General features: G+C 71.7%; 18 protein-coding genes and 1 tRNA gene. 8 read left to right on the forward strand and 11 right to left on the reverse strand.

Going from position 1 to position 24,196, the window contains the following annotated elements:
- The first annotated feature begins 191 nt into the window (after window positions 1–191).
- Window positions 192–656, forward strand: coding sequence for an SsgA family sporulation/cell division regulator (locus ACZ55A_RS29800; RefSeq protein WP_468846416.1), 465 nt, complete (start codon window positions 192–194; stop codon window positions 654–656).
- 572 nt (window positions 657–1,228) lie between these two features.
- Here the strand turns inward: ACZ55A_RS29800 and ACZ55A_RS29805 are convergent.
- The 4 genes from ACZ55A_RS29805 to hppD all read right to left on the reverse strand — a co-directional run bounded on the left by ACZ55A_RS29805 (window position 1,229) and on the right by hppD (window position 5,829).
- Window positions 1,229–2,701, reverse strand: coding sequence for a dihydrolipoyl dehydrogenase family protein (locus ACZ55A_RS29805; RefSeq protein WP_468846418.1), 1,473 nt, complete (start codon window positions 2,699–2,701; stop codon window positions 1,229–1,231).
- A gap of 104 nt (window positions 2,702–2,805) precedes the next feature.
- Window positions 2,806–3,096 (reverse strand): ribosomal protein L7/L12, encoded by a 291-nt coding sequence (locus ACZ55A_RS29810; protein WP_468846421.1) that lies wholly within the window; start codon window positions 3,094–3,096, stop codon window positions 2,806–2,808.
- Between the two features lie 120 nt (window positions 3,097–3,216).
- Window positions 3,217–4,581 (reverse strand): FAD-binding oxidoreductase, encoded by a 1,365-nt coding sequence (locus ACZ55A_RS29815; RefSeq protein ID WP_468846423.1) that lies wholly within the window; start codon window positions 4,579–4,581, stop codon window positions 3,217–3,219.
- A 90-nt stretch (window positions 4,582–4,671) separates the two neighbouring features.
- Window positions 4,672–5,829 (reverse strand): 4-hydroxyphenylpyruvate dioxygenase, encoded by a 1,158-nt coding sequence (gene hppD, locus ACZ55A_RS29820; RefSeq protein ID WP_468846426.1) that lies wholly within the window; start codon window positions 5,827–5,829, stop codon window positions 4,672–4,674.
- Window positions 5,830–5,958: 129 nt separating this feature from the next.
- Here hppD and ACZ55A_RS29825 point away from each other — a divergent pair, with 129 nt between their 5' ends.
- The 5 genes from ACZ55A_RS29825 to ACZ55A_RS29845 are packed head-to-tail and all read left to right on the forward strand — an operon-like array spanning window position 5,959 to window position 10,300.
- Window positions 5,959–6,426, forward strand: a complete 468-nt coding sequence (locus ACZ55A_RS29825; RefSeq protein ID WP_468846428.1) for an Lrp/AsnC family transcriptional regulator — start codon at window positions 5,959–5,961, stop codon at window positions 6,424–6,426.
- Between the two features lie 20 nt (window positions 6,427–6,446).
- Window positions 6,447–7,094: an ABC transporter permease gene (locus ACZ55A_RS29830; RefSeq protein ID WP_468846431.1), complete on the forward strand. Its 648-nt coding sequence runs from the start codon at window positions 6,447–6,449 to the stop codon at window positions 7,092–7,094.
- Complete coding sequence (locus ACZ55A_RS29835) at window positions 7,087–8,367, forward strand: betaine/proline/choline family ABC transporter ATP-binding protein (RefSeq protein WP_468846434.1); 1,281 nt, start codon at window positions 7,087–7,089, stop codon at window positions 8,365–8,367. The genes ACZ55A_RS29830 and ACZ55A_RS29835 overlap by 8 nt, the downstream gene beginning before the upstream one ends.
- A complete protein-coding gene (locus ACZ55A_RS29840) occupies window positions 8,364–9,260 on the forward strand; it encodes an ABC transporter permease (RefSeq protein WP_468846437.1) in 897 nt (298 codons plus the stop codon). Before ACZ55A_RS29835 ends, ACZ55A_RS29840 begins: the two co-directional genes overlap by 4 nt.
- On the forward strand, window positions 9,257–10,300 hold the full coding sequence (locus tag ACZ55A_RS29845; protein ID WP_468846440.1) for a glycine betaine ABC transporter substrate-binding protein: 1,044 nt from the start codon (window positions 9,257–9,259) through the stop codon (window positions 10,298–10,300). Before ACZ55A_RS29840 ends, ACZ55A_RS29845 begins: the two co-directional genes overlap by 4 nt.
- A 59-nt stretch (window positions 10,301–10,359) precedes the next feature.
- On the opposite strand, the gene ACZ55A_RS29850 is transcribed toward ACZ55A_RS29845, so the two are convergent.
- From ACZ55A_RS29850 to ACZ55A_RS29865, 4 genes are all read right to left on the reverse strand, one after another.
- Window positions 10,360–11,139 carry a S16 family serine protease gene (locus ACZ55A_RS29850; RefSeq protein WP_468846443.1) on the reverse strand — a complete coding sequence of 260 codons (780 nt, stop codon included), beginning with the start codon at window positions 11,137–11,139 and terminating at the stop codon, window positions 10,360–10,362.
- Window positions 11,140–11,329: 190 nt separating this feature from the next.
- A complete protein-coding gene (locus tag ACZ55A_RS29855; RefSeq protein ID WP_468846446.1) occupies window positions 11,330–11,971 on the reverse strand; it encodes an IclR family transcriptional regulator in 642 nt (213 codons plus the stop codon).
- 334 nt (window positions 11,972–12,305) lie between these two features.
- Window positions 12,306–14,102 (reverse strand): DEAD/DEAH box helicase, encoded by a 1,797-nt coding sequence (locus ACZ55A_RS29860; protein ID WP_468846449.1) that lies wholly within the window; start codon window positions 14,100–14,102, stop codon window positions 12,306–12,308.
- Window positions 14,103–14,670: 568 nt separating this feature from the next.
- Complete coding sequence (locus tag ACZ55A_RS29865) at window positions 14,671–16,197, reverse strand: MFS transporter (RefSeq protein ID WP_468846451.1); 1,527 nt, start codon at window positions 16,195–16,197, stop codon at window positions 14,671–14,673.
- Between the two features lie 114 nt (window positions 16,198–16,311).
- Here ACZ55A_RS29865 and ACZ55A_RS29870 point away from each other — a divergent pair, with 114 nt between their 5' ends.
- Window positions 16,312–17,175, forward strand: coding sequence for an alpha/beta fold hydrolase (locus ACZ55A_RS29870; protein ID WP_468846454.1), 864 nt, complete (start codon window positions 16,312–16,314; stop codon window positions 17,173–17,175).
- Between the two features lie 158 nt (window positions 17,176–17,333).
- A tRNA-Cys gene (locus ACZ55A_RS29875) sits at window positions 17,334–17,405 on the forward strand.
- Between the two features lie 33 nt (window positions 17,406–17,438).
- Here the strand turns inward: ACZ55A_RS29875 and ACZ55A_RS29880 are convergent.
- The 3 genes from ACZ55A_RS29880 to ACZ55A_RS29890 form a co-directional block, all read right to left on the reverse strand.
- Window positions 17,439–18,968 carry an ABC transporter substrate-binding protein gene (locus tag ACZ55A_RS29880; RefSeq protein WP_468846456.1) on the reverse strand — a complete coding sequence of 510 codons (1,530 nt, stop codon included), beginning with the start codon at window positions 18,966–18,968 and terminating at the stop codon, window positions 17,439–17,441.
- Window positions 18,965–20,950 carry an ATP-binding protein gene (locus ACZ55A_RS29885; protein WP_468846458.1) on the reverse strand — a complete coding sequence of 662 codons (1,986 nt, stop codon included), beginning with the start codon at window positions 20,948–20,950 and terminating at the stop codon, window positions 18,965–18,967. The genes ACZ55A_RS29880 and ACZ55A_RS29885 overlap by 4 nt, the downstream gene beginning before the upstream one ends.
- A 721-nt stretch (window positions 20,951–21,671) precedes the next feature.
- Window positions 21,672–24,002 (reverse strand): xanthine dehydrogenase family protein molybdopterin-binding subunit, encoded by a 2,331-nt coding sequence (locus ACZ55A_RS29890; RefSeq protein ID WP_468846460.1) that lies wholly within the window; start codon window positions 24,000–24,002, stop codon window positions 21,672–21,674.
- Window positions 24,003–24,196: the final 194 nt, after the last annotated feature.

Below are 24,196 nucleotides of genomic sequence, written 5' to 3' on the forward strand. Positions count from 1 at the left end.
TGCCGCAACGCGGCGTCCACATCTATCAGACGCCGGGCCGCATCGGTGCTCCTGCCCGCTTACGACCACCTGGAAGAGGCCCGGGAAAAAAGTTGTACGAAGTTGTGTAAGAGTCCGGTGCCGGGCGCCTCTCCAGTCGGTGCGGGCCCGCTTGCAGGTCCGCGCCGACGAACCTGAGAGGCGGACCCGAGATGTACACCGTGGTGGAACGAGAGCTGGAACTGGGCCTGGTGCTGTCACCGGAGCGGAGCATTGCCGTGCCGGCCCGGCTGGCATACCGGACGGATGACCCCTACGCCGTCCATGTCACCTTTCACATCGGTTCGGACACGCCGGTCACCTGGACCTTCGCCCGCGAACTGCTCGTCGAGGGCGTGTTCCGGATGTGCGGCGAGGGCGATGTGCGGGTGTGGCCGACGAAGCTGGACGGCCGCAGCCTGGTCTGCATGGCGCTCAGCTCCCCGGACGGGGAGGCCCTGCTGGAGGCCCCGGCCGCGGCGGTCTCCGCATGGCTGGAGCGCACCTTGCGGGTGGTCCCGCCGGGGTCGGAGAAGGGGCACTTGGGCCTCGACAAGGGGCTGAGCGCGCTGCTGGCCATGGCCTCGCGGGAGGATCTGTGGCCGGGTGAGGGCCGACCGTCGGACGAGACGCCGTAATGGGGCCCTCCCACGTTGTTGTCCATCCCGCCGTGCGTGCTCTCGCCGTTGCGCCTCTCCGCTGCGCTTGGCGGCCCTCCCACGTTGTTGTCCATCCCGCCGTGCGTGCTCTCGCCGTTGCTCCCCCACTGCCTGAACGGCGTGGGAGGTACCCCCACGCGGCGGGCGTGGGTTGTCGGGTGCGGTGCCGCTCCTCCGGACTTCGTCCTGCGGCGCGGCCCCTCCCGTGGGTGGGTGGGAAAGGGGCCGGTGGGGGCGGGCGTTGCGTGTCCAGTGGCCGGTTACCAGGTCCCCAGCGTGCACCCGCCCACTTACGTACACCCCCACGGTCTTCTTCCACCCACCCACGGGAGGGGACGGGCCGGAGGGGCAGGGTTTCCGGACGTAAAGCGAAGCAGTCCGGAAACCCTGCCCCGGAGGACCGTCACCGCACCCGACAGCCCCGCGCAGCGGCCCCGCCCGCCGCGTGGGGGTACCTCCCACGCCGTTCAGGCAGTGGGGGAGCAACGGCGGCAAACCACCACGGCGGGAAAGCCGAAAACGTGGGAGGGCCGCCAAGCGCAGCGGAGCGGCTAGCCCCGGTAAGCCTCCAGCAGCCGCAGCCATACCTCGCTGATCGTCGGGAAGGCCGGCACCGCGTGCCACAGCCGTTCCACCGGTACCTCACCGGCCACGGCCACGGTCGCGGAGTGCAGCAGCTCGCCGACGCCGGGGCCGACGAACGTCGCGCCGAGCAGCACCTCGCGGTCCAGATCGACGACCATCCGGGCGCGGCCGCGGTAGCCGTCCCCGTACAGGGAGGCGCCGGCCACCGCCCCGAGGTCCTGGTCGACCACCCGGGTGCGGTACCCGGCCCGTTCTGCCGCGGCGGCGGTCAGGCCCACCGAGGCCGCCTCGGGGTCGCTGAAGACGACCTGCGGGACGGCGAGGGTGTCCGCGGTGGCGGCGTGTGCGCCCCAGCGGTCGGACTCCAGGATCGGTACGCCCCTCGCGCGCGCGGCGATCGCGGCGCCGGCGATCCTGGCCTGGTACTTGCCCTGGTGGGTCAGCAGGGCGCGGCGGTTGACGTCGCCGACGCCGTAGAGCCAGCCGCCGGTCACCCCCGTCACCCGGCAGCTGTCGTCGACGTCCAGCCAGGAGCCGGGGGTGAGCCCGATGCTCTCCAGGCCCACGTCCTCGGTGCGCGGGGCCCGGCCGGTGGCGATCAGCAGTTCATCGGCGATGATCTCGTCGCTGGCGGCACCTCCCGGGCCGGGCCCGGGGGAAGAGTCCAGGACGACGGTGACGGGGCCGCCCGGGGCCTCCCGCCGTACCTCGCGCACCTCGACGCCGGTGCGCAGCAATACGCCCGCCTCGGCGAGCGATTCGGCGACGAGGTGCCCGGCGAACGGCTCCATACGGGGCAGCAGCCCGTCGCCGCGTACCAGCAGCGTCACGGAGGCGCCCAGGGCCCGCCAGGCGGTGGCCATCTCGACGCCGACCACCCCGCCGCCGACCACCACCAGGCGGCCCGGCACGGCCTTGGCGCTGGTGGCCTCGCGGCTGGTCCAGGGCCGGGCCTCGGCGAGGCCCGGGATGGGGGGCAGCACGGCGCGGCTGCCGGTGCACACCGCGACCGCATGGCGGGCGGTGAGCACCCGGCCGTCGACGGCGACCCGGCGGGGCCCGGCCAGCCGGCCCTGGCCGCGGACCAGGTCGATGCCGGCCGAGTCCAGCCAGCCGGCCTGTCCGTCGTCCTTCCAGTAGGAGGCGAAGGCGTCCCGGTGGGCGAGTACTGCGGACGCGTCCAGGGCGGTGTCCGAGGCGTCCTTGAGGCCGGGCACCCGGCGCGCCTCGGAGCGGGCGGTGACCGGGCGCAGCAACGCCTTGCTGGGCATACAGGCCCAGTACGAGCATTCGCCGCCGACCAGCTCGCTCTCCACGATCACCGCGCTCAGGCCGGCGGCGTGCGCCCGGTCGGCGAGGTTCTCGCCGGTGGGCCCGGCTCCCAGCACGATGACGTCGTAGGCCTCATCAGCGGCTCTGGTCACTTCGGTCGCTGCCATCGGCTCTCGCTCCCTGGGTGGGCAGAGGTGGCCCGGCGGCTTACGGGGAGGGGCCGTCCGGGCCCCGGCGGGGTCCTTCTGGCCATCCTCTGCCCAGCGGGCCGTCAGCGCATCCGGCGCTCGACCGCTTCCTTGGCCTCGGCGAGGCCGGAGCCGGTCACCTCTCGGTGCACCTTGATCGCCTGGATCTTCTTGCCCTGCGCCAGCAGGTCGTCGATCTCGGTCATCCGGGGGTCCTCCGGCTCCGCGATGCCCGCCTGGGCCAGCAGCAGGTCCACCTTGCGCTCCAGCCGCTGGAGCCTGCGGTCGAGGGTCTTGGAGCGGCGGTCGGTGGTCGAGGCCACCATGGCGATGGCCAGCACGAGGAGGGCTATTCCGGGAAGCAGGGAGTCCATGGCGGAAACCTTACGAGGTCAGGGGGCGGGTCGCGGGGGGCGGGGGCGGCCATGGACACGACAGGCGGCGGGCGGGTGCGGGCGCGTGCCCACGGGGCGTCAGAAAGGCTCCGCCGTCCGTCAGAAGAGCTTGCCGGGGTTGAGGATGCCCAGGGGGTCGAAGACCTGCTTGATGCCGCGTTGCAACTCCAGGCCCACCGGGCCCAGTTCGCGGGCCAGCCACTCCTTCTTCAGGACGCCGACGCCGTGTTCGCCGGTGATCGTGCCGCCCAGCCGGAGGCCGAGCGCCATGATGTCGTCGAAGGACGCGCGGGCGCGGCGGGACTCGTCCGGGTCGGCGGCGTCGAAGCAGACGGTGGGGTGGGTGTTGCCGTCGCCGGCGTGGGCGCAGACGCCGATGGTCAGGCCGTGCTTCTCGGCGATGGCGGCGGTGCCGTCGAGCATCTCGGCGAGCCGTGAGCGCGGTACGCAGACATCGTCGATCATCGTGGCGGACTTGACCTTCTCCAGGGCGGTCAGGGTGAGCCGTCGGGCCTGGAGCAGCAGGTCGGACTCGGCGGCGGTCTCCGCGGGCACCACCTGGGTGGCGCCGGCGGCGGTGCACAGTGCGCCGACCGCGGCGAGGTCGGCGGCCGGTTCGGGGGTGTCGAACGCGGCCAGCAGCAGCGCCTCGGTGGTGTCGGGCAGGCCCATCTGCGCCATGTCGTTGACCGCGCGGACGCACGTACGGTCCATCAGCTCCAGCAGGGACGGGGCGTGGCCGCGGGCCATGATGGTGCAGACCGCCTCGCAGGCGGCGGCGGTGGAGGGGAACTCGGCGGCCAGCGCGAGCTGTTGGGGCGGCTCGGGCCTGAGGGCGAGGACGGCGCGGACGACGATGCCGAGGCTGCCCTCGGAGCCGACGAAGAGGCGGGTGAGGTCGTAGCCGGCGACGCCCTTGGCGGTGCGCCGGCCGGTCGTCAGCAGCCGTCCGTCGGCGAGGACCACGTCCAGGCCGAGGACGTACTCGGCGGTGACGCCGTACTTGACGCAGCACAGGCCGCCGGAGGCGGTGCCGATGTTGCCGCCGATGGAGCACTGCTCCCAACTGGAGGGGTCGGGCGGGTAGTAGAGGCCGTGCTCGTTCACCGCGCGGGAGAGGACGGCGTTGATGACGCCGGGCTCGACCACCGCGATCCGGTCGACCGGGTTGATCTCGAGGATCCGGTCCATCTTGACCAGGGAGAGCACCAGGCAGCCGTCGGAGGCGTTGGCGGCACCGGACAGGCCGGTGCGCGCGCCCTGGGGAACGACCGGGACGCGGAGTTCGGTGGCGGTCCGCATGACGTGCTGGACCTGTTCGACGGTGCGGGGCAGGACGACGGCGGCGGGGGTGCCCGCCGCGCAGAAGCTCGCCATGTCGTTGGCGTAGGAGCCGGTGACATCGGGGTCGGTGAGGATCGCGTCGTCCGGGAGTCCGGCGCGCAGCCGTGCGAGGAGGTCCATACCCTTAAGCCTCGCACCCGTGGGCCGGACACGGAAGATCGTGTACGGCCCACGGGATCGGCCGGCGGCCGGTGCGTGCCCGGCCGGCGGTCAGAGGTTGCCGCGCCGCTCCTGCTCGCGCTCGATCGCCTCGAAGAGCGCCTTGAAGTTGCCCTTGCCGAAGCCGAGGGAGCCGTGCCGCTCGATCATCTCGAAGAAGACGGTCGGGCGGTCCTGGACCGGCTTGGTGAAGATCTGGAGCAGATAGCCGTCCTCGTCGCGGTCGGCGAGGATCTTCAGCTCGCGCAGCTCGTCGAGGGGGACGCGGGTGTCGCCGACCCATTCGCCGAGGGTGTCGTAGTACGTGTCGGGCACATTGAGGAACTCGACGCCCGCGGCGCGCATCTGACGGACCGTCGCGACGATGTCGTTGGTGGCCAGGGCGATGTGCTGGACGCCCGGGCCGCCGTAGAACTCCAGGTACTCGTCGATCTGCGACTTCTTCTTGGCGATCGCCGGCTCGTTGATCGGGAACTTGACCTTCTTGGTGCCGTCCGCGACGACCTTGGACATCAGGGCGGAGTACTCGGTGGCGATGTCGTCGCCGACGAACTCCTTCATGTTGGTGAAGCCCATGACGTTGTTGTAGAAGGCCACCCACTCGTTCATCCGGCCGAGTTCGACGTTTCCGACGCAGTGGTCGATGGCCTGGAAGAAGCGCTTCTTCGGCGGCTCGACCACGGGCGTCGCGGCGACGAAGCCGGGCAGGTAGGGGCCGTCGTAGCCGGAGCGCTCGACGAGGGTGTGCCGGGTCTGCCCGTAGGTGGCGATGGCGGCCAGCACGACGGTGCCGTGCTCGTCCTTGAGGTCGTAGGGCTCCTCCAGGCCGGTGGCGCCGTGGGCGACGGCGTACTCGTAGGCGGCGCGGACGTCGGGCACCTCGATGGCGAGGTCGACGACGCCGTCACCGTGGGCCGCGACATGCTCGGCGAGGAAGTGGCCCCATGCGGTGGTGGGCTTGATGACGGAGGTGAACACGAACCGGGCGCCGCCGGATTCGAGCACATAGCTCGCGGTCTCCCGGCTGCCGTTCTCCGGACCGGAGTAGGCGACGCGCTTCATGCCGAAAGCCGTGGAGTAGTAGTGCGCGGCCTGCTTGGCGTTCCCGACGGCGAAGACGACCGCGTCCATCCCCTTGACCGGGAAGGGGTCCGCCTGCCGGGCCGAGCTGGGGGTGGTGGGCTGGGTGTGCATCGTGGTGTCTGCCATGTTCGCAGAGTCCCCCCGATCCACAAGCTGCGCAATAGTTTGTGAATCTGCTGGGCATTATGCCTAGCGAGAGGGCGCTCATCTCGGGCTATCTGTACATGATGACCATCGAAATCGGAGGAGCGGGCGATGGCGATCGATCATTTGGACGGGGCGCTGCTGGAGCTGCTGGCGCAGGAGCCGCGGATCGGCGTGCTGGAGGCGTCGCGGCGGCTGGGGGTGGCCCGCGGCACGGTCCAGGCCAGGCTCGACCGGCTTCAGTCGAATGGAGTGATCCGGGGCTTCGGACCGGAGGTGGACCCGGCCGCGCTCGGCTATCCGGTGACCGCTTTTGCCACCTTGGAGATCAAACAAGGGCAAGGTAATGACGTACGAGCCCACTTGACGACCGTTCCCGAAGTGCTGGAGCTGCATACAACGACGGGACATGGGGACATGCTCTGCAGGCTCGTTGCGCGCTCCAACGCCGATCTGCAGCGAGTGATCGACCGAGTTGTGGGCTTTGATGGCATTGTGCGGGCGTCAACGGCAATCGTTATGGAAAATCCGGTTCCGTTGCGGATCATCCCGCTGGTGAAGCAGGCATCGGGAGACTGACCGAACCGAGGAGAGCGACGGTGACCTTCTGGGAGTACGTCAGCACCCGGCACGCCCAGTTGCTGACGGATACGTATCAGCACGCCAGCGCGGTCTTCCAGTGCATGGTGATCGCCACCCTGCTGGGGGTCTTCATCGGCGTCGTCACCTACCGCAGCGACTGGGCGGGCAACCTCGCCACCACGACGACCGCCACCATCCTGACCATCCCCTCGCTGGCCATGATCGGTCTGCTGATCCCGATCGTCGGCCTCGGCGTCGCCCCCACGGTCATCGCGCTGACCCTGTACGGGCTGCTGCCGGTGGTCCGTAACGCCATCGTCGGGCTGCGCGGGGTCGACCCGGCGCTGGTCGACGCGGCCACCGGCATCGGGATGTCACGGGCCGCCCGGCTCATCCGGGTCGAACTGCCGCTGGCCTGGCCGCCGATCCTCACCGGCATCCGGGTCGCCACCCAGATGCTGATGGGCATCGCGGCCATCGCCGCCTTCGCCTCCGGCCCCGGCCTCGGCAATGAGATCTTCCGCGGCATCGCCTCCCTGGGCAGCGCCAACGCGCTCAACCAGGTGCTCGCCGGCACCCTCGGCATCGCCGTCCTCGCCCTGCTCTTCGACGCCGCGTACGTCCTGATCGGACGCCTGACCATCTCCAGGGGGATCCGTGCCTGAGACGCCCGAGACCACCACCCCCTCCGGCGCCAAGATCGAGCTGGAGAACCTGACGAAGATCTATCCGGGGAACCCCTCCCCCGCCGTGGACAACGTCAACATGGAGATCAAGGCCGGCGAGATCGTGATCTTCGTGGGGCCCTCCGGCTGCGGCAAGTCCACCACCCTGAAGATGATCAACCGCCTGATCGAGCCGACCTCCGGGCGGATCCGGATCGGCGACGAGGACGTCACCGGTATCGATCCGGTCAGACTGCGCCGCAAGGTCGGCTACGCCATCCAGGCCTCCGGCCTCTTCCCGCACATGACCGTCGCCCAGAACATCGCGCTGGTCCCCAAGATGATCGGCTGGTCCAGGACGAAGGTCAGCAACCGGGTCGAGGAGATGCTCGACCTGGTCGGCCTGGACCCCGGCGAGTTCCACCACCGCTATCCGCGCCAGCTCTCCGGCGGCCAGCAGCAGCGCGTCGGGGTGGCCCGCGCGCTCGCCGCCGACCCGCCCGTCCTCCTCATGGACGAGCCGTTCGGCGCCGTCGACCCGATCACCCGCGACCACCTCCAGGACGAGCTGATCCGGCTCCAGCACGAACTCCACAAGACCATCTGCTTCGTCACCCACGACTTCGACGAGGCCATCAAGCTCGGCGACCGCATCGCGGTGCTCCGCGAGCACTCGCACATCGCCCAGTTCGACACCCCCGAAGCCATCCTCACCAACCCCACCGATGACTTCGTCTCCGGCTTCGTGGGCGCGGGCGCGGCCCTCAAGCGGCTGAACCTGACCCGCGTACGGGACGTGGGCGTGGTCGACTTCCCCACCGCCGGGCTCGACGACCCACTGGAGTCGATCTTCGACCAGCTGCGCTCCGGCGCCCACAACGAACTGCTGCTGCTGGACCGCAACCGCCGCCCGTACAAATGGCTCCGCCGCGGCGATCTCGCCCGCGCCAAGGAGACCCTGGCGCGGGCCGGCACCCTGGTGACCGACACGGTGACCCGGGACGCGACACTGCGCGACGCCCTGGAGGCGGTGCTGACCGACAACGCGGGCCGGGTCGCGGTCACCGGGCGGCGCGGCGAGTACATCGGCGTGGTCGACATGGAGACGCTGATGAACAACGTCCATGAGCTGCTGGAGGCGGACCGTCTGGACGCCGTGGAGCACCGGCACGACCTCCAGGAGCAGCGCACCCGCCAGACACAGCGGGAACAGGAAGGCCTCGAAGGCCCGGCCGGCGCGGGCGGCCCCGACGGCGAAGGGGGCCCGGCATGAGCAGCCCCGACGAGCCCGGCGTGCCGGGCGGGCCGCGGCGGGGCGGACACCGGCCGAGCGACCATGAAGCGCTCGTCTTCCGCGACAACGTCGAGATGGAACAGCGGGAGCTGGCCGCCGGTGAGGCGCCCACCCCCTCCGCCGCCCGCGGCGGGCGCCGGATCAGCTGGCAGAAGTGGACCTTCATGCCGGCCTTTCTGTTCGCCGCGCTGCTGGGCACCTGGCTGTGGTTCAGCGGCGCGCGGCTGGACTCCATCGCCCATCAGGCGGTCGACGACGGCAAGGTGTGGCTCGCGCTGCGCCAGCACATCCAGCTCACCGCGGCCTCCACCTTCTTCGTACTGATCATCGCGATCCCGCTGGGCATCGCGCTGACCCGCGCCAGGCTGCGCCGCGCCACGCCCCTCGCGATGGCCGTCGCCAACCTCGGCCAGGCGGTGCCGGCCCTGGGTCTGCTGGTCCTGCTGGTCATCTGGCTGGGCATCGGCGCCCGCTCGGCGATCGTCGGCATGGTCCTCTACGCCGTGCTGCCGGTCCTGGCCAACACCATCGCCGGGCTGCGCGGTATCGACCCGACGCTGACCGAGGCCGCCCGCGGTATCGGGATGTCGCCCACCGGCGTGCTGACCAAGGTCGAACTCCCCCTGGCGGTACCGCTGATCCTGGCGGGCGTACGCACCGCGCTGGTGCTGAACGTCGGCACCGCGACGCTGGCCACCTTCGGCGGGGGCGGCGGGCTGGGCGATCTGATCTCGGCGGGCATCGTCACCCAGCGGATGCCCGTACTGGTCCTGGGCTCGGTGCTGACCGTGGCGCTCGCGCTGCTCGTCGAATGGCTGGCCTCGCTCGCCGAACTGCTGCTGCGTCCGCGCGGTCTGGAGGTGGCCACATGAGCTCCCGCCCCACCGCCCGCCCGGCCACCGGGCCCAGGAACACCCGCCGGCGCCGGGCCGTCCGCCCGGTCACCGTCCTCGCCCTGCTCGCCGTGCTGGCCGGGCCCGTCCTCGGCGGCTGCGGCCTGGTCAGCGGCAGCGCGATGACCGACAACGTCCTCCCCGGCCCGAAGGCGGGCTATCCGGACCGCCCGCTCTCCGGGGCGCAACTGACCGTGACCTCCAAGGAGTTCACCGAGCAGATCATCCTCGGCCAGATCATGGGCCTGCTCTTCAAGGCGGCCGGCGCCAAGGTCATCGACAAGACCAGCATCCAGGGGTCGATCGGCGCGCGGGAGGCCGTCAGGTCCGGCACCGCGGACGCCGCGTACGAGTACACCGGCACCGGCTGGATCACCTACCTCGGGCACACCAAGCCCGTCGTGGATCCGTACGAGCAGTGGCGGATGGTCCGTGACGAGGACCGGAAGAACGGCGTCGTCTGGCTGCCGGCCTCGAAGCTCAACAACACCTACGCGCTGGCGCTGAGCCCCGCCGACGCGAAGAAGTACGGCACGAAGACGCTCTCGGACCTGGGCGAGCTGCTGAAGAGGGACCCGGGGGCGGTCACCCTGTGCGTGGAGAACGAGTTCGCCACCCGTAACGACGGGCTGCCCGGCATGACCAAGAAGTACGGCATGAAGATCCCGCCCGGGCAGGCCCAGCGGATGGCCGCCGGAGTCATCTACACCCAGGTCAAGCAGGGCGGCAGCTGCACCTTCGGCGAGGTGTACACCACCGACGGCCGGATCAAGGCGATGAATCTCCAGGTCCTCGCCGACGACAAGCACTTCTTCCCCAACTACAACGTCGCCCCCGAGATCAACGCCGCGTCGATGAAGAAGTACCCGGCGATGGCCGAGGTCCTGGCCCCGGTGACCCGGGCGCTCAACAACACCGTCGCCCAGGAGCTGAACCGCAAGGTCGATGTGGAGGGCCAGGACCCGCACCAGGTCGCCAAGGACTGGCTGATCAAGGAGGGCTTCATCAAGGAGGGCTAGGGAGTGTCTCCCCGACCTCCGTGGGCCTGCGACGCGCTGCGGGCCGACCGCCCCCGGGCTCAGCAGCTGGGGATCTTGCCCCCGGCCCGCAGCGCCTTCAGCGCGCCGACCGCGCCGTCCAGCGTGGACACCGGGATCAGCCGCATCCCCTTCGGCAGCTCCGCCTGCGCATCCGCGCACTCCTTGCGGGGCACCAGGAAGACCGAGGCGCCGTCGCGGTGCGCGGCCTGCGTCTTCAGCGCGACCCCGCCGACCGCGCCGACCTTCCCGCCCGCGGTGATGGTGCCCGTCCCGGCGATCGTCCGCCCGCCGGTCAGGTCGTGGCCCGCGCCGTCGCCGTCGAGCTTGTCGACGATGCCGAGGGCGAACATCAGCCCGGCGCTGGGCCCGCCGACGTCCGCGAGGCTCAGCCTGACCTTGATGTCCTCGGTCGACTTGCCCAGCCGGCCGAGCGCCGCCGCGGTGGCGGTGTCCTGCGACTCCTGCATCTGCCGGGCGTTGTGCTCGGAGATCTCCTCGGTGTTTTCGCCCACCGGGTAGACCGCCTCCTTGGGCATCACGGCCTCGTCCTCGCGGAACCAGCCCGTGACGATGTCCGGCAGATGGACCGAGGCGTCCGGGCCGGTGGCGACGATCGAGGTCATCCGCAGCTGGCCGGTGGTCTTCCGGGTCCCGGCGCCGGTGATCGTGATCACCGGTTTGCCCTTGTTGTCGCCGAGGACGTTCGCCGTCATGCCCGGATACGCCACCGCGTACGGCAGCGGGGCGAGGGCCGCGGTGACGAGGAGGCCGAGGACGAGGACGGTGCAGACCGCCAGGGCGCGAGCGCGTGAGGACACCCCGCCACCCTAAATGACCCCCGCCCCACCAGGCCCTTACGGCGCTACCGGCTCACCACACGGCCACCGGCCCTTCACACTCCGCCGCGCCCATGGCCCGTCGACCGCGTCAGCACAGTCCGCACCACAGCGCCCACGCCACAGCGTCCACACCACAGAGCCCTCGCCGCAGCACCTCACCACAGCGCCGTCACCGCAGCGCCTCGGACACCTCCCGGGCCGCGTCGACCACCCGCGGTCCGACCCGCTCCGAGACGGTGTCCGCGAGCATCACCACGCCCACGCTCCCCTCGATCCCGCTCACCCCGAGCAGCGGCGCCGCCGCACCACTCGCGCCGGCCTCCAACTCCCCGTGCGTCAGGGCGAGTCCGGCGTCCTGGATCCGGCCCTGGCGGGCCTTGAGGATCGCCCGCCCGGCCGCCCCGCGGTCCAGCGGATGACGGAAACCGGCCCGGTACGCCACGTGGTAGTCGGTCCAGGTCGGCTCGACGACGGCGACGGCCAGCGCCTCGGTGCCGTCGACGAGGGTGAGATGCGCGGTGGCCCCCACGTCCTCGGCGAGCGACCGCAGCGCGGGCAGGGCCGCCTCCCTGACCAGTGGATGCACCTGACGGCCCAGGCGCAGTACGCCCAGGCCCACCCGCGCCCGGCCGCCGATGTCGCGGCGCACCAGGGCGTGCTGCTCCAGCGTGGCCAGCAGGCGGTAGACGACCGTGCGGTTGACACCGAGCTTGTTGGACAGCTCGGTGACGGTCAGGCCGTGGTCGGTATCGGCGAGAAGTTTGAGGACACGCAGTCCTCTGTCGAGTGTCTGGGAGGTCTCTGCGGTCACGACGCCCCCTCCTGGGTGAGTGGCGGCTCGGGCGCGACGCGCTGCGGGTCCCGGAGCAGCGCGCGCTAGAGGCCGCCGGCCGCTTGGCACCGGCTGCGCTCCGCGGCGGCGCTGCCACGGGGCGTGTGCGTGAGCGGGACAGTAGCGAGCCGGTCCGGTCAGCGGAAGAGTCCGTCCAGAATCCGGTCTCTCCCGCCCGGAAAATCCCGATTGATCCGCCCAGAGGGGCGCCTGATGTTTCAGTGAGGGCTACGGCGTTACCGGGACGTTATGGAACCGGCAAGGGTGGCGCCCCCGTTGACCGGGGCGCCACCCTGACGACGAACGGACGGGCTCACCGCATCCGCGTGGCCCACTCCCGTACCTTCTTGATCCGCTCGGTGAGCTGCCCGGCGGTTGCCTCCGCGCTCGGCGGCCCGCCGCACACCCGCCGCAGCTCCGTGTGGATCACCCCGTGCGGCTTACCGCTCTGGTGGACATACGCCCCCACCAGCGTGTTCAGCTGCTTCCGCAGCTCCAGCAGCTCCTTGTGCGTGACCACCGGACGCCGCTCGGCCGGGATCTCCAGCAGATCCGCCTCCGCATCCGGCCTCTTCCGGCTGTGCGCGATCTGCCGGGCCTGCCGCTTCTGCAACAGCAGCTGCACCTGGTCGGGCTCCAGCAGACCGGGAATACCGAGGTAGTCCTGCTCCTCCTCGCTGCCCGCATGCGCCTGCATACCGAACTCGGCACCGTCGTAGAGCACCCGGTCGAAGACCGCCTCCGACTCCAGCGCCTCGAACGAGAACTGCTCCTGTTCGCCGGTGTCCTCGTCCTGCTCCTTGTTCGCCTCCTCCATCTCCTTCTCGGATTCGGCGTACGGGTCCTCCTCGCCGTCCTTCTTCGGCTTGTCGAGCACATGATCGCGCTCGACCTCCATCTCATTGGCGAAGCCGAGCAGCGAGGGGACGGTCGGCAGGAAGACCGAGGCGGTCTCACCGCGCTTACGGGAGCGTACGAAACGCCCCACGGCCTGCGCGAAGAACAGCGGCGTCGAAATCGTCGTGGCGTACACCCCCACCGCCAGCCGCGGTACGTCCACGCCCTCGGACACCATCCGCACCGCCACCATCCAGCGGTCCTGCGAGTGCGAGAAGTCGTCGATGCGCTGCGAGGCACCGGAGTCGTCCGACAGCACCAGGGTGGCGCCCTCACCGGTGATCTCCCGGATCAGCTTGGCGTACGCCCGCGCCTGCTCCTGGTCCGAGGCGATGACCAGCGCACCGGCGTCCGGGATGGACTTCCGCACCTCGGTCAGCCGCTGGTCGGCGGCCCGCAGCACATTCGGCATCCACTCGCCGCGCGGATCCAGCGCGGTCCGCCAGGCCTGCGAGACCGCGTCCTTGGTCATCGGCTCACCGAGCCGGGCCGCGATCTCGTCACCCGCCTTGGTCCGCCAGCGCATATTGCCGCTGTACGAGAGGAAGATGACCGGCCGGACCACACCGTCGCCCAGCGCGTTGCCGTATCCGTACGTGTAGTCCGCCGACGAGCGCCGGATCCCGTCGTTCCCCTCCTCGTACGTGACGAAGGGGATCGGGTTGGTGTCCGACCGGAAGGGCGTACCGGTCAGCGCCAGCCGCCGGGTGGCCGGCTCGAACGCCTCCAGACAGGCCTCGCCCCACGACTTCGAGTCCCCCGCGTGATGAATCTCATCGAGGATCACCAGGGTCTTCCGCTGCTCGATCCGGTTGCGGTGCAGCATCGGCCGTACGCCGACGCCCGCATACGTCACCGCAACACCGTGGTACTCACGGCCCAGCGGCCCCGCGCTGTACTCCGGGTCGAGCTTGATCCCTATCCGGGCCGCCGCCTCCGCCCACTGCTTCTTCAGATGCTCGGTCGGCGCGACGACCGTCACCTGCTGCACGACATGGTGGTGCAGCAGCCACGAGGCGAGCGTCAGCGCGAACGTGGTCTTACCGGCGCCGGGCGTCGCCACGGCGAGAAAGTCTCTCGGCTGGCTCTGGATGTAGCGGTCCATGGCCGCCTGCTGCCAGGCCCGCAGCTTGTTCGCGGTACCCCAGGGCGCCCGGCCCGGAAAGGCCGGGGACAGGTGATGGTTGTTGGTGGCGCTGGTGGTGGTAGTCACGGTCTCCGTCGGCTGAACTCGGGGATCGGCAACCGCGTCAGCCTATCCGCTGCGCTTTGCGGGCTTCCCACGTGTTCGGCTTTCCCGCCGTTCCGCTGCGCTTTGCCTCGGCCCACGTTGTCGGCTTTCCCGCCGTGGTGGTGTCTCGCCGTTGCGCCCCTGGCGGGCCCTCCCACGTTGTCGGCTTTCCCGCCGTGTGGGTTGTTCGCCGTTGCGCCTGGCGGCGGGCGTGGGTTTGTCGGGTGCGGTGCCGCTCCTCCGGACTTCGTCCTGCGGCGCGGCCCCTCCCGTGAGTGGGTGGAAGAGGCCGGTGGCGGGCGGGCCGTTGATCTCCCGTTGCTGTGACGGGATCCACAAGCGTGCACCCGCCCACTTACGGACACCCCACCGGCCTTCATCCACCCACCCACGGGAGGGGACGGGCCGGAGGGGCAGGGTTTCCGGACGTAAAGCGAAGCAGTCCGGAAACCCTGCCCCGGAGGACCGTCACCGCACCCGACAAACCCACGCCCGCCGCAGGCGCAACGGCGACAAACCCACACGGCGGGGCAGCCGACAACGTGGGGGGTCACGGCTTCAGCCGAGCGGCCACCAGCGAGCCCGCCGCCGCCACCACCGCCATCGCCGCGAACACCGCCGCGAACGCCGCGGGGTGGCTCGTCGAGGTGGCGGTGGTCGCGGCGGGGGTGGTCGTTGCGACCGAGCCGCCGCCGAAGCCGACGAACAGCACGCCGCTCACCCCGACGAAGGTGACATTGCCCAGCGCGTCCGCCATTTGCAGGGAGGCGGAGTTGCGGCCGGCGTCCTCCGGGCGGGACAGCTTCAGCAGGAGGACGCCGCCGCTGGAGATGTTCAGGCCCATGCCGAAGCCGCCGACCGTCCAGGCCACCGCCACGATCCAGGCCGGAACCCCGTCGAGCAGCGCCGACGGCACCATGACGATCGCCACCGCGAGAAGTGCCATGCCCAGGCCCATCAGCCGCTCCCGGTACGGTTCCAGGCGGGGGCGGCTCTGTACGTACGAGCCGAGCGCCCAGGTCAGTCCGCCGCCGGTGAGGGAGAGACCGGCGAGGGTGGCGGACAGTCCGCGCTGGGTGACCAGCATCAGCGGGATGAAGGACTCGGCCCCGACCAGCGCCCCGGCGGCCAGCCCGCGCATCAGCACCACGGTCGGCAGCCCGCGCGCCGCCCGGAACGTGCCGCGCGGCAGCAGTCGTACGAGGCCCGGCACCAGCAGAACCAGTCCGGCGCCCGCGGGCAGCAGGGCGTACCACGTCGGATGCTGGCCCGCGTACTGCAACAGGCAGGCGCCCACCGCAACGGCCAGCGCGAGCAGACAGCGCCGGTCGCCCAGTACGTGCCGCACCCCGCTGCCCGGCCCCGGCTCCTTACGTGGCAGCTTGCGCAGCGCCGGCAGCATCACCGCGAGCGGCAGCAGGATCAGGGCGGGGATGGCGACGAACACCCAGCGCCAGCCGAGGTGTTCGGTGACCGACCCGGCGAGCAGCGGACCGACGATCACCGGGACCACCCAGGCCGCCGAGAACGCCGCCATGACCGACGGGCGCAGCCGCTCGGGGTAGGCGCGGCCGACCACGACGTACAGCGAGACCACGACCAGGCCGCCGCCGATGCCCTGCACTCCGCGGCCCGCGATGAACATCCCCATGCTCGGGGCGCCCCCCGAGATCAGCAGTCCCGCCCCGAACGCGGCGATCCCCGCGAACAGCGGCGCGAGCGGCCCGCGGCGGTCGCTCCACACACCCGAGAGCGCCATCGCGAACAGACTCGCCGTGAAGAAGGCGGAGAACCCGAAGGCGTACAGGCCGATGCCGTCCAGGGCGTGGGCGGCGACCGGCATCGCGGTGTTCACGGCGCTGGCCTCGAAGGCGACGAGGGAGACGACGGAGACGATGCCGAGGGTGAGGGCCCGGTAGGGCGGGGACAGCACGCTCCCGGAGGCGGCGGGGTGGCCGTCGTCGGCATCGTCACCGTGGTGCCGGGTGCGCCGGCCGTCCTCCTCCGCACTGTCGCGGTGGTCGTGCGCGGGCCGTTCCGGGGGCGGGGCGGGTATGGCGGGGCGGTCAGCGGTCATCGCCCCAGAGTAAGGGCCGTAGGGCGGTTGTGCCCCTGTCGGAAGGCGGGGATCGGATCGGTCGTCGGTCCTACGCCGTGACGTTGCGTCGGCCCCGTCGGGGAAACTGTCCGTATGCCGCATTTCCGTACGTACGACGATGCCGAGCTCCACTACCGCGTGCTCGGGCCGGCCGACTCGCCCCGGCCGCCCCTGGTGTGCGTGGCCGGCGGGCCCGGCCGGGACGCCGCGTACCTGGGCGACCTCGGCGGTCTGGCCGCCCACCGGCAACTGATCGTTCCGGACAGCCGCGGCACCGGCGCCTCCCCCGCCGCCGACGACCCGTCCCGCTACGCCTTTCCCCAGCTCGCCGAGGATCTGGAGGCGCTGCGCGCACATCTGGGCCTGGAGCGGTTCGCGCTGCTCGCACACGGCGCGGGCGCGGCGGTCGCGCAGGCGTACGCGGCGGGCCGCCCGCAGCGGCTGAACCGGCTGGTGCTGGTCTGCCCCGGCTCCCGGCTCCAGGGCGAACTCCCCGACGACGCACGGGAGATCTTCGCATCGCGGGCGCACGAGGAGTGGTGGCCCGACGCCTCGGTGGCGGTGCAGCAGCTGGCCGAGGCGTCCGATCTGAGCGAGGTCAGGGAGCTGCTGCTGGCCGCGGCCCCGCTCGCCTACGGCCGGTGGGACGCACCGCAGCAGGCCCATGCGGCCACGGAGGGCGCACAGTTGGGGCCGGTGCCGCGGGCCGGTTTCTGGCAGGGCGTGGACGAGCAGCTGCGGCATGCACTGCTGGCCGGCCTGCGGGAGGTGACCTGTCCGGTGCTGGTGGTGACCGGCGACCGGGATGCACTGTCCGGTATGCGGGCGGGCGAGCTGGTGGCCGCGTCGTTCCCCGACGCGCGGGTCCAGCCACTGCACGGGGTGGGCCACTACCCGTGGGTGGACGAACCGGAGCTGTTCGCCCCACTGGTGGAGGACTTCCTCCGAGCAACCTGAGCAGCACCGATCGCCCCACTCACCCGCGGCCCCGTGTTGCCCCCGTGTTGCCCCATATGGCTTCGCATTGCTCCACATTGCGGCTTCATGGCAGCCCGCCCGGCACCCTTGCCGGGCCCTCCACCCCGCGGCCTAGAGTCATGAGCGCACCGCAACCCGGCCGTGTGCCCGAGTGGTTCAGGGGCTCGCCTGCAAAGCGAGTTACGTGGGTTCGAATCCCGCCACGGCCTCTATACGCACCTCCCATATCCGTCTCTCTCCCCTCACCGGCCGACGCGGAGCGGGGCCACGAAGCGGTAGATGTCCCCGGCCTCGCCCGTGTCGGTCGGGCGGCGGAGTTCCACCAGGGCCAGCGGACGGTCCACCGGCTCGCCGGTGTCCGGGTCGAAGGCTATGTAGCCGCTGACGCCACGGACCCGGGTCCGGCCGTTGGTCTGCTCCAGCATGGCCAGGACCATCCGGGCGGTGACCTGACGCGTGCCGTAGACGCCGACGGCGTTCCGTGCGGCCTTGCCGATGGTGTACGTCGCATCGTGGCCGAGCATCGCCTGGCCGCTGGCGAGGACGGCGCTCGGCCCGCCGACCTCCTCGCGGTAGGCCCGTTCGAAGTCGGCGAACGGGCCGCCCCCGGCCCTGCCGTAGACCTCCCTGGATATCTGCGGGTGGGTGAAGGCGGTGTAGTAGACCGTCATGTGGCTGTACTTCCAGCGCCTGGCGAGCGTGCTGAGCTCGGCGCGGTGCCGGTCGCCGCCGGTGTCGAAGTAGACGCCCAGCGCGCTGGATCCGGAGAGCACCGTCGTACGGCAGTGTCTGCCGCCCGCGCCGGCCGCCTCGATGAACCGGCGCAGCTCCCGGCCCCGGCCGGCGAAGAACACCACGTCCGGCGGCTTCGGGTCGTCACAGACCTTGTCGGCGACCAGGGACAGCGCATTGCCCGCCGTCGCCTCCTCGCCCTCCCCGGAGCGGAACGGGATCACCTCGTCCTCCACGTCCAGCCCCGCACGCCGCGCGGCCGCCGAGAAGTCCTCGTAGAGCGAGGTGTTGTAGGCGTCCTCCTCGTTGCCGTCCCTGACCACCTGGACGCGGTAGCCGGGGTGGGTGCGCTGCTGCTCCTTGAGGTAACCGGCGGCGGCCGCGGTCTGGTCGCGGTTGGGGAAGGAGACCCGGTAGAACCCCGCCGTACGGGAGCTCAGCCCGTCGGCCGCCACCGTCGCGCCGACCATCGGCAGCCCGGCCGCACGCAGCCGCTTCACGGCGCCGGCCGTCCGGTCGTTGCTCTGCCCGAAGCCCGCCACCGCGACCAGGTGCTCCCGGTCCTTCATCGCGAGAAGCTGGTCGACGACCTGGCGCCAATGCCGGTCGCCCCGCCCGGTGTTGGCGAGCAGGAGGCGGATCTTGGGCAGCGTCGAGCGCTCGGCGTTCAGCTCCCGCTGGGCGAGGTAGGCGCCGCTGACGGCCTGCCGGGTGGCCTCCGGCCCCCGGTCGGCGGACCCGCCCGCCATGGCCTCGACATAGGCGATGGCGACCGACGGCCGGCCGGACGCGGCGACCTTGTCGTTCTCGGCGCGGATCCGGTCGCTCAGACCGTGCATGTTCTCGAAGGTGTACGCGCCGTCGGTCACGCCCACACATTCGCCGCCGGCCGCCTCGGACACGCCCTCCCCGCACCGTCCGGCGGTATCGGCGATCCGCATCGTGAGGCCGGCCAGGACGGCGGCGACCACCAGCGCCGAGACGATCCACAGGCCCCAGCGCCGCGGCGGTCTGGGCGGTTCGAAGATCCGGGGGCTCATAGCCACGGCTCCTTTCCGTACTGCTTCGCCTTCCGCAGCAGGGCCGAGGTCCAGGGCACGCTGTCGGCATGCACGGCGAGGGTGTGGAAGCGGGCCTGGATTTCGCCGTACAGCTCGGCGCCGGGATCGCCGAGGGGGTCGCGATAGGGGTCACCGACCCGGTCCGTACGGGGGTCGTCGGGCGGCTCGGGCCCGATCCAGACCGCGGCCAGCAGCCGGGTGATGGTCCGCAGCCGCTGCTCCACCGCACCGTCGTTGAGGTGTTCCACCAGCCGCTCGTAGCGCTCCCACAGCGGCTGGTCGAGGGCGTCGCCCACCTCGGCCAGCGGGGCGCGCCGCAGCCGGCAGAGCTCGGTGCACCACTCCTCGGGCTCGACCCGGTCGAAGAGCTCGTCCAGATACCTGGCCGCCGTGGGCAGATCGCCGCCCGCCAGCGCGTGATAGGCCACCACGCCCTCGTCCCCGGCGGCGGCCGCCCGCTCCCGCAGCGCGGTGTGCACGGCCCGCCGCCCACGAACGGCCGGCCCGCCGGCAGTTCCGTCGCCCGGCCCGGCCTCGGGATCGGGCTCCGGCTCGGGCTCCGGAATCGCGGCGAGTCGCCGCAGCAGCAGAAAGCGCAGCAACGGGTGCGGGGTCTCGGCACGTCCGTCCGCCGCCTCGTCCCCACTGTCCACGTGCATGGTGGCCAGCACGTCCGCACAGAAGTCGTTGAACTCCTCCTGGACGCGGGCGCTCGACTCGTCCCACAGCGCGCGCCCGGCCTGCGTCTGGGCCAGGTCGACCGCGGCCGCGGCGCGGGCCAGCACCTGGGTCAGTTCACCGCTGGCGTCGATCGGCAACAGCCGCTCCAGCAGGGCGTCTACGAGTTCCGAGGAGGGCCGCAGAACCTGCCGCAGCCGGGTCTCCCACGCCGAGTCCGCCGGGCACTCCAGGAGGGACGCCAGCAGCTGTGCGGTGCCCGCCGGATGCCCGCGGGTGAGCTCGTGCACCACCCAGCCCAGCCACTGCACGCCGTTGTCGGCAGCAGGTGCCGGGGCCCGGCGGCCGGCCGACCGCAGCACCTCCTTGGCCTGCTGCTCGACCTCATGACGGGCCAGGTCCCGCAGCCGGCCCACCACCAGCCCCTTGACGACCCGCTCCGGGACGAACTTCTCCTCCTCGGCGGGCCACCGCCCGGGCACCGCGCCAGGCCGCCGCGGGCCGCCGAACGCAAAGCTCTCCAGCGCCGCCGGATAGCTCCCCGCCGTGGCCAGCACCAGCAACGGATCGGGGGCCCCGCCCTTCCTCCGCGCATCCAGCAACGCCTTGAGGAAGTCGTTCCCCAACGGGCTGTCGACGTTGTCGAGCAGAACCAGACACTGCGTCGTACGCCGCTTGTCGCCGCCCCGTGAGCCGTACGCCCGCCGCAGATCGTCCAGGAAGGCGTCGAACAGCACCGCCTCCGCGCGCTGCCGCTCCGCCTCCTCGCGGTCTCCGTAACGCTGGTTCAGATCGACCAGAAACCCGTCGACGGAACCGCCGCCCCGGCTGCGCTGCCGGATACGCGCCAGCTGCCAGCGCACCCGCAGCCGCGCCCAGTGGCGCCGCCACTCCGGCAGCAGGGGCAGCGCCGCGGTCACCGCCGTCGGAGCGCCGAGCACCGTCGCGGCGTATGTCGCCAGCTGGTTGATCACCTCCGTCCGGCTGCCGGGCGGCCCGACCAGCGCCTCCTCCATCTGCCGTACGGCCGCGTCCCGGTCGGCGGCCTCCATCCGGGCCGCGACGGCGATCGTCAGCAGCCCGAAGGCCGGGAACCGCAGGCGCGCGAAGTCCTTCTTGCGCTCGTTGAGCTGAAAGACCAGCGCGGCCAGCACATCGAGCGGCTTACGGCCCTCCTGCCCCAGCGCGGCCAGATCGAGGCGGGCCACCGGGGCCCGCCGGGCCCAGTCCGCCAGATGCCGCAGCACCGTCGTCTTCCCGCTGCCACGCGGCCCGAGCAACAACGTGGCAGGTAACTCCGGCCGGCTGCCCGGCCTTCGTACCAACAACTCCTGGACGTACCGCTCCACAGCACGGTCCCGCCCTGATTCCCCCGCCCATTCCTGCGGCATCCCGCTCCCCCTCGACCTCGCGATTCCCCGCCCGTCCCCACGGTCCTCACGATCCTCACGGCCGGTCGGCACTCACTCCGGCGGCCCCAGGATCCTCCAATTCCCCTGCGCTGCAAGCACTTTGGCCCCGATTACCCGCTTCCCCCTCCCCGCTCGCCTCCGCCCCACGCAGTGGAAATCACTCTAAGTCACCCCACTGACAATCCCCGTGACGGACCGTGAAAGCGCTGGTCGCCGGCCCCCGCGCCCACCACGCAGAAACACCCAGCAGAACCCGGCACCGCTCGGCCCCACGCCGCACGTCGCTCACCCCCGCGCCGCACGCCGCACGCCGCATCGCCGCACATGCCTCCCCACGCAGCACCCCCACGCCCACGCACGCACCCCCACACGTGCACACCGCCGCACGCACCCCGCACGCACCCCGCATACGTGCACCCGCGCACATACACCCGCCCACCCCCCGAAGGGGGGTGGGCGGCGGGGAAAAAACAAAGGGGGGTGGGCGGCGGGGAAAAAGGCCGGTGGGAACAAGGCCTGTGGGGCACAAAGGCCGGTGCGGAACAAACGCCAGCGGGGGACCAAAGGAAGCCAGGTAAGCCCCCGCCCCCACCTACTGCTGGATCACCTGAGCCACCGCCGCCTGTGGGCGGATCGGGAGGCGGCCGATGGGGCGGCCGGTGGCGGCGCGGACTGCGGAGGCGACGGCGGCGGGTGAGGTGACCACCGGGACGGCGCTGGCGGGTTTGGCGCCGAAGGGGGCGATCACGTCGCGTTCCTCGATGAGCTTGACGATGCGGATGTCGGGGGCATCGAGCGCGGTCGGCAGCACGTAGCCGGTCAGGTCGGGGTGCCGGACGTGGCCGCGGGTGGTCCGGAGGTTCTCCATCAGGGCGGCGCCCAGGCCCTGGGTGACGCCGGCCTCGATACGCGCGTGCAGCTGGCGCGGGTTGAGGACCCGGCCGACGTCCTGCGCGACGGTCATCTCGACGACCCGGATGGTGCCCAGCTCGATGTCGACATCGGCCACGCAGCGGATCGCGCAGAAGGCGAGGCCGACGAAGGCGTCACCTTGACCGTCGTCGTCCAGCGGCTCGGTGGGGTGCGGGCGGCACTGGGCGGTGGCCCAGAGTTCCTTGCCGTCCAGGGCCTCGGCCACGGTGGTGCTCAAAACCCCGTCGTACGAGGTGATCTTGCCGTCACTGATCTGGAGGAGTTCGGTGGACATGCCGAACTTGTGGGCCAGCGGCTGGAGGAGCTGGGTACGGACCATCTTCGCGGCGCGTTCGACGGCGCCGCCCGATACCCAGGTGTGCCGGCCGTGGCAGGCGGCACCGGCCGGCGGCTGGTCGGTGTCGACGGCGGCGACATGCACTTCCTCGACGCCCAGGGTCTCCTGCACGATCTGCCGCGCCAGAGTGGAGAACCCCGAACCGGTCTCGACCGCCGCGCAGATGACGGTGGCGACCGAGCCGCTGACCTTCACGGTGGCGGTGGAGACCTCGTCGGTGCCCTCCGCGCCCAGCATGTGCACCATGCCCAGCGCATAGCCGACACCGCGGCGCACCGCGCCCGGTTCACCCGCCCCCTCGGGGCCGCCCGGCAGCAGCCACTCCGCTTCGGGGGTGTCCTTGGGCAGCTCGGGCAGCGGCGCTTCCTTTACGGCGTGCAGGAGTTCGGCCACCGGGGCGGGACAGGTCACCGTCTGCCCCGTGGGGAGCAGGTCGCCGGTGGCCATGACGTTGCGGAGCCGGATCTCGTCGGGCTCCAGCCCCAGACGGGCGGCCAGTTTGTCCATCTGGCCCTCGTAGGCGGCGCAGACCTGCATCGCGCCCTCACCGCGTACGTGGCCGGAGGGCGGGTTGTTGGTGCGCACCGCCCAGCCGTCGACGACCGCATGGGGCACGACGTACGGGCCGCAGGAGAAGGAGACCGCGGCGGCCAGCGCATCGGCGGAGGTGTCCGCGTAGGCACCGGCGTCCATGAGGATCTGCGCCTCCACCTTGACCAGCTTGCCGTCGGCATCCGCATGGTGGCGGTAGCGCAGCAGCGTGGGGTGGCGGTGGGCGTGCGCCAGGAACGACTCCTCGCGGGTCGCGGCCAGTTTGACGGGGCAGCCGGTCCGCAGCGCCAACAGGCCGAGCGGAAGCTGGATGCCGGGGTCCTCGCGGTCGGCGGTCGCGCCGGGGACGCCGGTCACCACGACCTTGACCTGCTCGGGGTCCAGGCCGAAGGAGGCGGCGGCCAGATCGCGGTCGGTGTGCGGGTCCGTGGAAGCGGTGTAGATCTCCACGCCGCCATCGGGGCGTGGCACCGCGAGCCCGGCCTCGGCACCGATGGGCGCCGGGTCCTGGCGGCCGATCCGGTAGAGCCCTTCGACCATCACCTCGCCCACGACGTCGGCGTCCCCGAAGCGGAGCGGGATGTGCCGGATGAGGTTGCCGTCCGGGTGCAGCGGCTCGGCCTCGAAGGCCAGTTGGGGGTCGGTGACCGGCTCCAGGACCTCGTACTCGACGGCGATGGCGGCCGCGGCCAGCCGTGCCGTGTCGGGGTGGTCGGCGGCCACCGCGGCGATCGCCTCGCCGTGGTGACGGACCTCGTCCTTGGCGAAGACGGGGCGGTCCGCGGTACCCCGGCCGTGCCCCGCGTCGCCGGGGACGTCCTCGTGCGTGACGACGACGCGTACGCCCGGCATCTCCACCGCGTGCTTGGTGTCGATGGACAGGATCCGCGCGCGCGGGTGCGGTGAGCGCAGCACCGCCGCCCACAGCAGCCCCTCGGCCCACAGGTCGGCGGCGTACGGGAACGTGCCCTGCGTCTTCGCCGGTGCGTCCGCGGACGGCAGGGAGACGCCCAGCCCGTGTGCCGGCGGTTCGCCGGGGATCTGGACGCCGGCCGCGGGGGTCGCGGTGACGGCACCTGCGCCGTCGGACATACCGCTCATGCCGAAACCTCGCTTCGCTCCGCCTCGCATTCGCTCAGCGCGCACCTCTCGCTGAATCGCTCGCTGCGCTCGCTCATGCCGAAACCTCGCTTCGCTCCGCCTCGCATTCGCTCAGCGCGCACCTCTCGCTGATTTGCTCGCTGCGCTCGCTCATGCCGAAACCTCGCTTCGCTCCGCCTCGCATTCGCTCAGCG

Source organism: Streptomyces sp. NPDC034111 (genome assembly GCF_055575375.1).